Raw genomic sequence first — 12,780 nt, 5'->3', positions numbered from 1 at the left:
TCGATGAGTTTGGGAGATCTATCTGCGCGTATCAGCGCGATCCTTTTATTAAAAGCGATGCTGTCGGTGTCTAAACAAGCCTATGAGGCTACGTGGTCGAGTGAGATTGAAGCACAGTTGCCTGACGTCGATGCCTTAGCTTCCGCTTTGCAAGCAAGTCCTCATGCTAAAGAACTTATTGATCAAGGGGTGTTGTTTGTTTTTCTAGTCAAACGCCCAAATTTTGGATTGACGACAGATTACAAAGCTGCACTGGCAGTTGAGGGAGTTGGCTCCGATCCAGTACAAGCTCGACTCAACTTTCTCGCCGGAGACACTGGGATTTCTCATGACCTCTCACAACACATGAAAGAGGCAATAGGTTTGCAGGTTTCTGCAAGTGGAGAAAGCCTAGCGTCGGACCAGTTCTTAAGGAAAGGATTTTTTATTAAGCGAGATCCGGAGAGCGGGCAATTCCAAACGCAAGATGCCTTAAATATGAGCCAGATCGATAAGGATGCCGCATTGAAATATGCCGCTTTCGCACACATCGTAAGTTCAAAAATGACACTTGCGAAACTATTTAGTCTCGATGAAACGCAATCTTACTTCGAGCAACTGCAAGAACAGTTCACCGAAGTTGCCAAGGCTAAGGCTGTTGCTGATAAGTTGCTGGAGTCCCTTGCTTTTCGCAAAAAGGCTATTTTGGCACTGAATGAAGCCGAGAAACACCATAAAGACGCTGCTCGTTGGTCCAGAGTGGCCAAAGGATGGTCCATGGTTTCCGGGTTGATGTCGCTGGTCCATGGTGGATACTCCGCCTACTCAAGCGCGCAGAAGCAAGCGGCGCTAAAGGAAACGCTAGATCAGTTGACTACAGCGCAGGAGGATCTGCGACAGTCAGAAATCAACATGAACGCCAAGATCGAAGAGGTGAATAAGCGCACCAACTCAGTCAACTATTATTTCCAACTGATAGTACCGAATGTTCCCTTGCCGAAGACACATCTGGATCGGGTGCCCTTTGGATAGGTGCGTCTCCTGCACGATTTGAGGGTAAAGTGTCGCACTCGGAATGGAATCCTCCTCATTGATAACTTATTGGTTTCAATAAGGAGTCGCGCTTGGAAGTAGCGCGTGATCTGCTGACAAGACTTGTTGCAACCAAACTAAAACTGGCAGCATAACTCTACTGCCAAACTCCTCCATAAATGGGGGGATTACCGTGTGATTTCAGAATATGCGGCTTTGTTCGTTGAGGCCCAAAAACTGATTAATTGAGCGAACTATCTCTATTGCTCAATCTTGTTTCAATCCTCATTCAACCCTTGCTGGAAACGTCAGAATGACCGCAATTGGCCCTCGACGCTAGTCGCGGCCTCTCACTTGTCGGAGTTTTAGCATTACAGCGCAGGTCAGAAGCCTTGGTCATTATGATACTTTACAGCCACAGCGAAGACAAATAGTCCCCGGTTGAGGCTGGTAACTCTTCTTGAAGAAGGGTGGACCTTCTCTATACAGGAAAGAAATATGAATGAAGCCAACTGAAGAATCCGACGAATTTGTTGTTACCCTGAACCAAATGGCCGATCTTCTAGCCAAGAGCAAACATACCAAAATCTGGGAAAAGAAACTGCGTTCGCTAACGGCAAAAACCACCCTTCATATCGAAGACTTGCGGGCGCAGATCAAACAGATGTACGGCGGCATGGGATCGATAAACGATATCTATTTGCAGCTTCCCAACGGTGATCCTGACTACGAGAGTACTGTTCAGTTTTCGCAACTTGCGACCGAGCTTTATCGTCTCGCATCTAGGCCAAGCCAAAACCCAGACGATGATGAAGCCATAGTGCCAATGAAGGAGCAGTCGCGACGTTTGGTAATAGTCGAGCGGCCTGACGGTATTTTTAGCATCGCTGAAGAATATTACTACATCTTTGAGGATAGCGGCGAGGTAATTTCTGAAGGTTGGGATCAACTCCCGGCAGAAGGTCTTTTCGAAACATTCGTGCTGGCGCGGCAAGAAGCTCTGACGATTGCAAGATCGAGATAGATTAGTGCTGAAGCAGTCCTCTGGGCATCTTATAGCATAAATCATTTTGGACTCTTTCAGGCCCTTAACTGCGCTTTGCATAAATATCAACTCAAGCCCTAGTGTAGCATCCGACTCTCATTTGCGAACAACTCTAGTTGAGTAGCTTCAAATCAACTATCAGAACGATTGAGAACTCTTTGGTGAGTGCGTCTCAACTCTTGCTAGAACTGCTAGAATGACCGCTTGTGGCCCTGATTACAGGCATGTTGTTGAGTGGCCAAAACCGTCATTGAAAGTTGGCATTTTGATGGTGACTTGCTAGGAATACAGAATGTCTAAATATTCAGATTATGAAGAAAAAGTACTCTCGATTATTGAAAAACATGGGTGGCAATTCACTTTTGTGTTCGACCCCGAGGGTTTAACCCCCGACTTTGGTTACTCTGTTGGATTTACCACATCCCTTGGTGCTCCCGAATTTATAATTTTTGGACTTCCGCAAGAGTTAATGAACAGCATGCTGTGGGAAATCCATCGGCAAATCGAAGAGGGGGCAATCCCCACCGATGGCATGCGGTGGAATGGACTGTTGGAGGGATTCGACTGTATTAGCCGAAAAGCTACACACAAAAATCTACATTCCGAATATACCACGTCAGCGAACTGGCTCTGGCAAGAAAAAGGGAATGAGGGCAGCGCTGAGGTTTTTCAGATTGTTTGGCCCGGCGCACAGCAAGGGCTTTTTCCCTGGGATGAGGGATGTGCTCAAGATGTAATTGATGCTCAACCCAACCTATGGCTTAGTGAATGACTTAACTGGTAGAATTCCTCCACACGTTGAAACAGAAGCCTCGTTTGGCACCAGGTCTCTGTTTTAAGTTTGGGGTATCTTTGGGCTTAACGAAACTGTGATACACCCAAGCTACAACGAGCGCATAGGTTCAGAAATATGCTCTGGAAAGCGTCGGCAATAACTTCTAATGACTGTCTCAACCCTTGATCGAGTTGCCCCAACGGCAGCTTGTGGCCCAGTTTCATGGCCATATGTTGCTCGGTGACCTTGTGACAGCTATGCGAATTTTTGCTGTAGTTCAAAGACGCTATTGAACGTCAGGTTTATGAGCTCATTGACCAGTCTTGAGCTTTGACTTCGAGTGTTTTGTCTCTCAGATAAAAGTGAAGATGACGCACTCCCTTTCCCCCCATAGTAATCCACGGTGTGGGGTCCATGTCGTCTCGAGTGTCGCCTGATATTTCATAGAACTCTCCCCATGATGGGGCCAATCCGCTGAAACGGCACTGGCCTCTGTACCAGCCTTCGTCATTTATTGGTGTAACGCGATACATTGAGCAGTCTACAAAGTTGACAATAATTTCGGGGACTTCTTCATATTGGCGATACACAAAGTGATTTGGCTTCATACGAGCCAAAAGCGTTGAGCCGTTATGTTCAAGGCGAAGGTTCTCATCGTTTGGATGCGCATTCCAGCCTTTGTTGAGACGTGTGAAGGTAGGCAACTCTGTTGTTTTGAAATGCCATGGCAACTCATCTTTGGGGGTCCATGATACCCAAGAATACTCAGGGTGCTGCTCCAAAGCGCTCAGCACATCTTTTGTTTCGTTGACCAGTACGGCGATGCTACCGCGACCAGCCAGCCTCCACCCAGTTAAACAGCTCCGAGTCCGTTGTTTGTCAACTTGAGCAATCGACAAGGTTCGATTTGCAACATGAAGCATATCTCCAACCACGGGAACATATGTGAGATGGTCGAGCATCAGGACAGTCTGGGGCTGCCCTGTTTTATCCGCAGGAAGACTAAGTATATCAGTTAGACGACCTTTTGGCTTTGGCATGTTCGAACTTCCAATTAGATAAATCATCGACATAAGACCGACGTCTATACTTCCTTATAGTCTTTCCAGCCACCCACAGAAAGAAGACATTGATTTGGAATGTCGCATTGAACACTTTAGGCTCCAGCAAACCTGTACCATGTCTCAGTTCGCTGATTTTAAGGGCATCATTAATTCTCGCTACAGCTCCTGTCGTCACTTTCAAGTAAGCCGTCTCAACTCTCGATAGAACCGCCCGAATGGCCGCAGTTGGCCCTCGACGCAGGTAACCGCTACTCACTTACCTGAGTTTTCGCGGTGCAGCGAACGGTAGCCATAGTCTGCATCTTACCATCTCATACTCCGAGATACTAACGACAGTCACCCAGCATGTTCTTTAATTGTTCTGATTTTTGGCCACTTTTGTAGCTTGGGGCCTTTTAGGCCCAGTTGGCCCAAGTTTCCTACCTCCATGGCGCCATTTGGGAGGGACCTGGCACTTTGCGGCGATAACGCTCCGGCACTACCGCTTTCGGGTCAGCTGGATAAATATGGTGGCCGTTAAACTTACCGCCGGGGTCAAGCGTCTGTTCGCCCCAAGGGTAGAGTTCAACTATGACATCCCTCCAAGTTCCTATTGGGTACTTTTCCTCTCCTGTAAAGCTAATGTAACGACCCTTTTCCATGTCGACTGCGAGCATATAGAATCTGTTACGAGCATCACTGTGGAAAGGATCATCTACATTAAGATGATCCGGGCAGTAGCGCGCTTCAAAATTTACTTCCCGCACCAATGGCCCCATATAAGTTGTCGTTCCGCGATACGATCCCCAACCATTTGTAACAGAGACGATTATTCTAGTGCTTGAGGGATCAAGGTGATCTATCCCTTTGGTTAGCTGTAAACGAATTGGAACTGTTTTGAGACCGACTAGACAAGGGCTGGCGGCGCGCTCTTGTTGCTTTTTTTTATATGAAGCCATTCGCTCTTCCCAGTATTCCTCAGCCAGAACATGACCTGGTCGTTCATCGGCGATATCATCACTTAATGATTTCCACATGGCCTTTGTTAATCCTCTCAAGCCCAGATCAATTACAACAGTAAAAATAATTGCCGTGATGGCAAGCCGCTTGCCCCACTTCCACTTGCGGGTCCGGCGAAGCTCCTGAATCCAACCCATGTATAATGCCTTTATTCAAAAACCTTGCGTCCTGAGGGAGCGCTTCCCGGTGTGTTGCCTTCAGTAACACCGCCCAATGCGCCGTCTGGATGCCAGATGACAATATGCTCCTTGCCGTCATCAAGTCGGATGAGTCCGGCCTCGCTCTCGCTTTTGCCGCCCGTATGGAAGCTCTTGGAATAGAGGGTACGGCGGGCATAAGCATGAACCCGTGCCTGGGTGTGCTTCGCAAGAGCCGGAGCCAGACCGCCCCAGTTGTTTTTATCATCATTTCCTGTCTGGCAGGCCCATGAATAAATGTCTGCTTTTAGTTTATGCGGTAACTCAAACCGAGCTGGATCAAGTTTGCTGACTTGCTCATCCTCAAACCTTTGATCGTCTTCCAAGCGCCCATCATAACCAAACTCAAGCATTTCCGGCAGACCATGACAAAAGATATCAATACGCTTGATTTTACGTTCACAAGTCTCATCCGGAAACGTTGCATCATTGATCAGGGTAATAAGCTCCCCAACTGTCGAGATAGGAAAAATCCGATCCGGGCTGGCATATTTAGCAGCTGCTTTTTCTACTGCTTGACGCTGAAGTTTAGTATAACCGGTAGTGAAGTAGATGAAGGTTCTGAAGTTCCCCACCGCCCCATATTCCCGCAGTGCGCGAACTCCTTGTGCAAGGAACATCATCTTATTGCCGAAGTCGTAGGTTGTCCGCATCAGCCTTCGCTGTTCTTGACGATACTCTCGGGCAAATTTGGGGTCTGCCATCTGGGTCCCCGCCGGCAAGGGCATACCTTCCAGTACATCTTGCGCAATACTTTTCGTCTGTCGCCATAGATTAAAATACTCGCTGGTGCCTGCGACTGTAATGTAATCGTACTTGACGCATTTTTCTGTGATCTTATCAGTCATCGGCCCTTAACCAAGCCTTCGCAGAACGAAAGTCTCTCGAACTCAGGGATCTCAGAGTTTTTGAGGTGAGCAATGACTTGATCATTCTTCAAATACTCTTGCCCGCCTGCGGCAACCCATAAGACAAACCGGCGCACACAAGAAAACTCATCAAAGGAAAGCTCTCTTGCTTTGCGAACTTGCTCTCTTGTGAAACTACGCAGTTGCTCTGCGGTATATTTTTTGGCATCAGCCTGAGTTTCTTCTTCAGCTAGCTCCTGCACCATCTGTTCACTAAACAACTCCCACTGCATATCCTCAAACGCCTTCTCCTGCGCCTTGCGGATGAGGGTGATATGGCTCTTGGGGCGTTCGTTGGTTTGTGTGGAGCTTTCTGTAATTGGCGTCATTGGCGTAATCTGGTGGGTTCGCATGTTAAAACGGCCTGCTTTGCAATGCTGTCCCGATGCAGGTGCTGCAAAATGCCAGAGCTGCAGGGCATTGCACAGGCTGGGCTCCTCACACCAATCCTCAGCAATGAAATCGGTAACCGGCCCGAAGAAAGCCTGCGTCTCCGTTGGGTTTGTAGAGAGCAACCAGACGCGCAGAACAGCTGGATCAAAAAACCGGAACCGCACCAACCGACCATCACTTTCAAACTCAACGCGCAAATAACGCCGGAAGTGCCGTCGCAGAAGCACGACATCCGTGGCTTCGTCCTCAGAGATATCTGGCGAAGCAACAAAGGCACCACGCTCTACTTGCTGCTTCAGGCTTTCAGGGGGCGGGGTTCTGTAAAGCTCTTTGGCCTTTGACTTTGAAGCTAAGAAGTAAATGCCCCAGCCCTTGCCCCAGCCTTCTTGAAACAGCCAATTGGTGAGATCGCTATCCTGCTCCAACCGCACCAGATAAGGAGCCGTCAGGGCAAGTTCCTGCGCCAGTTCTCCAGCAATCAGACTGCACCAGTCGGCATTCTCGTCCCCCAGTAAACGGCCATAGATATCTTCGCACCATTGTCCGTCGATAATCGCATAAGCGGCAATGTCCTCAGTGACTTTGGCAAACAGGCTTGCCTTCACACTGTCCGCGATGAGCGTATCTGGCTCTACATCAATAGATAAAACTGCCTGTGTCATGAGGCATCCTTAGCAAATGGACATTCCTCGGCGAACGGCTTGCGTGTCCCTGGAGGGGACGCAGCACCGATGAATACATTGGCGCTTCCCGAGACATCAGCACCACCACAATCTATCGGATCGCCAACACGGCCTGCTTGCTTGTTGTTAAAGTTCACCGTGGGGCTACCAGCCGCCAATGCTCTGCCATGAGAAGGAGACGGGCATGGTGAACAGCCATGGGGCGCATAAGCATCCCCCTGCCTTACAGCAGGCCGGTTGTTAATGAAGATATTTGGGCTTCCGGCAATGGCAGGTGTTGGCGGAAAGTGACAATCATGGCCAGAGCCAATGTCACCTAAACGAGCTGCGGGTTTTCCTGACATAGACCTCTCCTATTTCTCAAAGGAGCGGGCATAACGCTCGGCATGGGGACCTTGATAATCTTCTGGTGCAGATGGTTCAATGAATGGAACATCCTTGCCTGTCGCAGGGGCCCCTGCCCCGCAATTAACATTCACAACAGTGCCTTCAATCTTGATGCCGCTCGCATCAATTCGAATGAAGTTGCCGCCCACGTTGAGAGAGATCGCAGAACCAGCACGAACAACCACCTGATCACCGCCATCAACAAAGATGGTACCAGGTGCGGTATAATGCTGATGTGCCAGACTTTCCATGCGAATGTTACGATTCACCTTGGTGGTATAGTTTCCACCAACCTGCAGCGTTTTATCATCAGCAATGCTTTCATTGTCAGCAGCGTCAACCTGCGTGCGGCGAACCGCTTTCACATGAAGATCTTTTACACCGGAGATGGTTTCTCTGTGTGAGCCTTCCACTTCGATATCCTTCGATCCGCCTATAGATTCAGACTGAGAGCCATCAATCCGTTTATGGCGGTTAGCACCCACCTTCCAGGTCTCATTGTTCTCAACAACGCCGTTGTGGAACTTCTGGGCGTGGAACCAGACTTCCTCTTGCCCGCCTTCATCTTCAAACCGCAGCTCATTGGACCCTGTCGCCTTGTGGCTGTCTGACTTCAGGACCATGCGGGTTTTGAAGTCAGGAAGCTTGTTCGGAGTACGGTTGTTGTTGTGATAGGTCCTGCCCGTAATGATCGGCTGATCAGGGTCGCCTTCGAGGAAGTCTACGATGACTTCGTGGCCGATGCGGGGGATGGCGATGTGGCCCCAGCTGGCGCCGGCCCAGTTGGAGGAAACGCGGATCCAGCAGGAGGAAGTGTCGTTCTTCTGGCCATGACGATCCCAGGGGAACCAGACTTTCACCCGGCCATGTTCATCGCAGTAAATCTCTTCACCTTCCGGCCCGGTGACATGAGCGATCTGTGGGCCATCCACCAAAGGCTTTTTGAGCAGTTTGGGCCGGTATGGCAGGCGGGCGGGCATAACTTCAAAGCCTGCACTGTAAGTGGTGGTACCACTGCCAGCTTCCTCAGCCACGGCCTGCGGCTGGCTGCCCTGATGCGAGACAGTGAGCAAATGATACTTGATGTTGTAATCGTTGTTCGGGTGGTCCGTGAGGGCAAACTGATGACCGGCCATCAGGTGAATGGCATTGGTCGCGCCATGGCCTGTGGTGGCCTCTACACGTGCTGCCTCCAGCCGGTGTTTTGTGAAGGGCTTACCAACACCATCGGCCTTGTAGCGCCCCGGATACTCATAGAGTGCATAGTCTCCGGCAGAGCCGTTGTCTTCACCGCGCTGATGGGTGTGTTGTTGGTTGTAAGGCGGGTTCTTGAACGAGTAATCACGCTGCATGAAGCTGGTGGCGCGCAGCTGCTCGCGCAGGACAAAGCTGTTGCAATAAACGCCTTTGACAGCCCCGCCAGCCATGGCGTTGTATTCCAGCTTGGGCTGGTCCGGCAGCTGCGAGACAATCTGCGGGTTATCAATGAACTGCAGTGTATGCTGGCCATTGGCACCATAGGTGAAGTAGTACCAGATGCCTTCCTCTGCCGTGATGCGGTCTAAGAAGCTTAAGTGACTTTCCCGGTACTGCACGCAGTATTCGCGCGCCTCATGAGGCTCGGTCAGATCCCACTTCACATCCTCGACGCCGTGTTCTTTCAGCAGGATCTTGACGATCTCAGGTACGCTTTTCTTCTGGAAGATCCGGCAGTCAGAGCCATGAGCCAGCCGGTGCAGGCTGGGCAGCAGTGTGAGCGAATAACTGGTGCGGTGATGGCCTTCATTACCCCGGGCAATCTCGGCGATCACTCCGGAGAGATGGCGCAGGCCCTCGTATTTATGATGGATGGTCAGCGTAGCGGGCGTATCGAGCAGGCTATGCAAGTCGAGCGCGTTGTCGGGGCTGGCAAGCTCAATCTGGATCTGCGTGAGCCCATTGAGGCGCTCTGTTGCCGAGAACCCGGTGACCAGCAATTCCGCATTGGGCTGCGCAGGAGCTGCAAAGGTGAAGGCCAGATCTTGTTCCTGGAAGAGCTGCGGGATTTGGACAATAGCATTCATAACAAACTCACTGGCAAAAGGAAAAACAAAGGACGTACAAGTATTGAGAGTGGTCTGGCGGGCGTCGTGAGAGCTTCACTCTGGCGGCGGATACGGTTTGCCAGCAGAGGAAAACGGCGGACACAACACACCGGGAGCAACCAGTGTTTCGTCATCGCGCTGAAAGTCATTCAGGAAAGTTTGGTCACAGGAGCGGTATCCAGCTGCGATAGCCTGAGTACGGGCGTAGTCGGTGAGCACAACCCCAAGAAAGGCCCCGCCAACAGCAACGGTTAAGAACACGACCGAAAAGCTTTTAACTGAGCTCTTGACCCATCTTTGGCCCCAAGGGGTAAGAGCGAAATGGAGAACAGGAAGACAAAGCCCCCCAAGAACCCATTGGGTCTTTCCGCGCGGGACAATCAGAAGGTCCTGTGTCTGTCCGAATAAAAGAAAGATGTCAGAGAGGATGATCCAGCACAGAAAGATAACCAGACAATCCAAAAACAGCATTGCGACATGTGTCCGTTTGAGATCAGCAGCAAGCCAATTTGCGGATTTCTCAAGGCGGTCAAAACACCAGTCAAACATCGCTACCTCCGGTAGATCTGGTTATACAGATCTGAACCGCCAAAGTGCCAAATGATCTCACGCTCTAGCCGGTACAAAAAACTATTGCTGCGGCGTTCAAACTCTTCCACCTTCTGGCGCATGGAAACTTGTGCTTCACGAATGATCTGCCCTGTCTCCTGAATTCCATGGGCAATTGCCTTACCTGTCCAGTGCAGAGCTTGGCCAAGTTTTTCCCGGATACCAAATGCCTTATCGAGTTCGGCTAAAGCAATACCAGCGATCATTCCAACAACGATCGCTCCTCCAGCAACTGCAAGAGCGGGAAGCGCAATCACAGTCAGTCCAGCCAACCAACCAGCTGCCAACGTCCCGGCAGCCAGTGCCACCGTACCAATAGCAACGTCGGTAATGATGTTGGCAAACAACTCATGATAGAGCTGCTCATCACTCATGATGAACTGCATCACATCGAGCACTACATAACAGGTGATCATGATGACTGCGTTTGACCTGCCTGCTGATTTTAGTGCCTCCGGGCCAATGCCAAAGGCAACGACTTTGGGGGACGTGGACAGATACCGTGTGCCCTTCAAGGTCTCACGCAGGGCGGAGTATCCCTTAAACACCACGTACGTCTTGCCGTTCACTACCTTTGTGTAATAGCGCCCCTGCAAACCAATTTCCTTTAGGAGTGTCTGACCACCCTTCATATCGCGCAGCAGCACTGGCAGGCTCGCCAGGTCAACGGCACCGCCGGTTGTTGTTCCAAGGCTTTGATGGGCGTCCACTACGGCTTGCGCAAAGAGCTCCATATCCATCACCACCGCTTCTTCCTGGCGTGGATTGATCAGCTCTGCTGCCATGCGTTGTTCCGCCAGCGGATAGACCATCAGAATATCTCCTTGTGCGGCTGATCCCCGGGTTTGACCATCAAGCGGTGGCCGGGAAACTGATCCAGAAAGCCCCGGATCTCGAGTTCTTCTGACAGATCTTCATGCAGTGCATCTGATGAGCGCTCAGGCCGGTCACGACCTTGCAAGACCACATGCGCAGTGCCTGCCGGATCGCACTCTTTGGGTGCAGCTTCAGCAATTGCCTCCACCTTACGCCGGCGCCACAGCAAGCTGCGAAAGAAGCTGCGCAAATAGCCGCGCTTTGCTGAGGCTTTGCCAGAGACAAACTGCATATTCCAACTCCGCAGATCACGCCCAAATCAAAGGCTGCCTATCGTTTAACTCGCCCATAGGCAGTGTCCGGGCCAAAGCTGGCCCGGATCTGACTTCCATCCTCAATGAGGATAGAGACTTAAGCTGCAGGTGCGCGCCAGTCATCAGCACCAGAGGTGCCGGAGACTGTGTGCTCCCACATGATCTTGCGGTAAGACAGTTCAATGGTGATCAGCTGAGTGAAGTCAGCGTTCTTTGGATCCTGACAATGTGGCAGGCCACACTCGATGTTGGTGATCAGGGCATCTTCAAAGGAGGTGGTGAAGAAATGCTCCTGCTTGCCGGAAGAATTGGTGCGGTACCATTTAACTTCACACTTAGGCAGCATCTCACCAGAGACCAGCGCATTATAAAGCAGCGGGATGGACTTGTTCATGGAGCAGGTGAACTTGAACGGAGTGTGCACGCGCTGACCAGCTGGCTGGCCGGACTGGATATCACGAGGAATGATGACAGTGTGATCAATGGCCTGCACCATGATCTCGTCTTCATGGCCTTCCTGCCACACGTTACCGACGGAATCTTCAGTAAACGCGCCTTGAGTGATTGGACCCTGAGTTGACCCTTCAATGGTGATATAAGCGGGTGTTGGCATAGTATGCTCCTGGTGAGCGCCCTCCGTGTGCGGACAGACGCAGCAAAACAAATAAATGAACCCCATTTGATGAGAATGGGCCACAGCCCCAGACCCCAGTCTGCAGCTGCGTACCAACACAACTGCAACTTGCATGCCAGAGTGAGAGAAATAGAAGAAGAGAGCACACCAGAACTCGCTTACTTGTTGATATAACTAGAGAATAAAATCTAATAAGATTCAGATCTGACCTAAATCTAGATCGTAAAGGGGAGTAGTAACGGGCCAGAATTGGCCCGGAGACCTGCATCAGACTCGCAAAATTGGCGCAACTCCTTGAAAATACTAGGAAAAGAAGCAGGCCAAAAATGGCCTGACCTAAGCCAAAAATGGCTTCCCCTTGTAATATAAGGGAAAATTCAAACAGAACCTTCAGAGCCGAGATGCTTTCAAAGTCCCGAACTTCCCCCAGAACAACCTATTTTCATGAAGTACGGTAAACATTACAAACAGCAACCTGCTCACCGAAAGGATTGAGAGTGCCCAATAAGAACCAAGTAGAAGGTATATATCGCTACTAAGGGAGCTATTGGAAGCTCAACATGCAGACGGCATAATCAAGTGAGTCTAGCGATATATGTTGACCTTCTAACTCGGTTACCCAATGACAACGAATTCAGCGAGAGCATTTGTCCTTTCACAACTGCGACAACCAGAGGCTCAACGGGACTTTGGTGTGTTGAACTCATATGTTCAAGCCTTAAGCCCATTCGACCGTGGCGCTATCCTTGCTACAATGTGGGAAAAGGGAGACTTTCAACAAACTGCTGGCACTTCAATATCTGGGATACTCCGAGATATTGAAGAAGGAGGGCTGCACGAAACTGTCTACCTATTCTTCAC

General features: G+C 50.3%; 14 protein-coding genes. 4 read left to right on the top strand and 10 right to left on the bottom strand.

What is annotated here, in order from left to right; genetic code table 11:
* The first annotated feature begins 3 nt into the window (after nucleotides 1–3).
* The 3 genes from DHN43_RS26385 (at nucleotide 4) to DHN43_RS26375 (ending at nucleotide 2,828) form a co-directional block, all read left to right on the top strand.
* Nucleotides 4–1,011, top strand: coding sequence for a hypothetical protein (locus DHN43_RS26385; protein ID WP_108820635.1), 1,008 nt, complete (start codon nucleotides 4–6; stop codon nucleotides 1,009–1,011).
* Between the two features lie 502 nt (nucleotides 1,012–1,513).
* On the top strand, nucleotides 1,514–2,035 hold the full coding sequence (locus DHN43_RS26380; RefSeq protein WP_108820634.1) for a DUF6966 domain-containing protein: 522 nt from the start codon (nucleotides 1,514–1,516) through the stop codon (nucleotides 2,033–2,035).
* A 313-nt stretch (nucleotides 2,036–2,348) separates the two neighbouring features.
* Nucleotides 2,349–2,828 carry a DUF4262 domain-containing protein gene (locus DHN43_RS26375; RefSeq protein ID WP_108820633.1) on the top strand — a complete coding sequence of 160 codons (480 nt, stop codon included), beginning with the start codon at nucleotides 2,349–2,351 and terminating at the stop codon, nucleotides 2,826–2,828.
* Nucleotides 2,829–3,133: 305 nt separating this feature from the next.
* Here DHN43_RS26375 and DHN43_RS26370 read toward each other — a convergent pair whose 3' ends face one another.
* The 10 genes from DHN43_RS26370 to DHN43_RS26325 all read right to left on the bottom strand — a co-directional run bounded on the left by DHN43_RS26370 (nucleotide 3,134) and on the right by DHN43_RS26325 (nucleotide 11,898).
* Nucleotides 3,134–3,871, bottom strand: coding sequence for a hypothetical protein (locus tag DHN43_RS26370; RefSeq protein WP_108820632.1), 738 nt, complete (start codon nucleotides 3,869–3,871; stop codon nucleotides 3,134–3,136).
* 443 nt (nucleotides 3,872–4,314) lie between these two features.
* On the bottom strand, nucleotides 4,315–5,031 hold the full coding sequence (locus DHN43_RS26365) for a hypothetical protein (RefSeq protein WP_108820631.1): 717 nt from the start codon (nucleotides 5,029–5,031) through the stop codon (nucleotides 4,315–4,317).
* An 11-nt stretch (nucleotides 5,032–5,042) separates the two neighbouring features.
* Nucleotides 5,043–5,939 (bottom strand): hypothetical protein, encoded by an 897-nt coding sequence (locus DHN43_RS26360; RefSeq protein WP_108820630.1) that lies wholly within the window; start codon nucleotides 5,937–5,939, stop codon nucleotides 5,043–5,045.
* Nucleotides 5,936–7,054 (bottom strand): DUF4123 domain-containing protein, encoded by a 1,119-nt coding sequence (locus tag DHN43_RS26355; protein ID WP_108820629.1) that lies wholly within the window; start codon nucleotides 7,052–7,054, stop codon nucleotides 5,936–5,938. Before DHN43_RS26355 ends, DHN43_RS26360 begins: the two co-directional genes overlap by 4 nt.
* Entirely contained in the window at nucleotides 7,051–7,419 is a 369-nt protein-coding gene (locus tag DHN43_RS26350) for a PAAR domain-containing protein (protein ID WP_082596416.1), read from the bottom strand. Before DHN43_RS26350 ends, DHN43_RS26355 begins: the two co-directional genes overlap by 4 nt.
* A gap of 9 nt (nucleotides 7,420–7,428) precedes the next feature.
* On the bottom strand, nucleotides 7,429–9,525 hold the full coding sequence (locus tag DHN43_RS26345; RefSeq protein ID WP_108820628.1) for a type VI secretion system Vgr family protein: 2,097 nt from the start codon (nucleotides 9,523–9,525) through the stop codon (nucleotides 7,429–7,431).
* Nucleotides 9,526–9,600: 75 nt separating this feature from the next.
* The gene (locus DHN43_RS26340; protein ID WP_108820627.1) at nucleotides 9,601–10,095 is read right to left on the bottom strand and encodes a hypothetical protein; all 495 of its coding nucleotides are present in this window, start codon (nucleotides 10,093–10,095) and stop codon (nucleotides 9,601–9,603) included.
* A 2-nt stretch (nucleotides 10,096–10,097) separates the two neighbouring features.
* Nucleotides 10,098–10,967: a hypothetical protein gene (locus tag DHN43_RS26335; RefSeq protein ID WP_108820626.1), complete on the bottom strand. Its 870-nt coding sequence runs from the start codon at nucleotides 10,965–10,967 to the stop codon at nucleotides 10,098–10,100.
* Nucleotides 10,967–11,263, bottom strand: coding sequence for a hypothetical protein (locus DHN43_RS26330; protein WP_108820144.1), 297 nt, complete (start codon nucleotides 11,261–11,263; stop codon nucleotides 10,967–10,969). The genes DHN43_RS26335 and DHN43_RS26330 overlap by 1 nt, the downstream gene beginning before the upstream one ends.
* A gap of 119 nt (nucleotides 11,264–11,382) precedes the next feature.
* A complete protein-coding gene (locus tag DHN43_RS26325) occupies nucleotides 11,383–11,898 on the bottom strand; it encodes an Hcp family type VI secretion system effector (protein ID WP_057465969.1) in 516 nt (171 codons plus the stop codon).
* A 643-nt stretch (nucleotides 11,899–12,541) separates the two neighbouring features.
* Here DHN43_RS26325 and DHN43_RS27330 point away from each other — a divergent pair.
* The coding region (locus DHN43_RS27330) for a hypothetical protein (RefSeq protein WP_208995641.1) at nucleotides 12,542–12,780 on the top strand (239 nt) is incomplete at its 3' end.

The organism is Pseudovibrio sp. Alg231-02, assembly GCF_900143565.1.
GTDB lineage: Bacteria > Pseudomonadota > Alphaproteobacteria > Rhizobiales > Stappiaceae > Pseudovibrio.
Note: the sequence above shows the minus strand (reverse complement) of the source record. Positions and strands in the feature narration are given on the sequence as shown.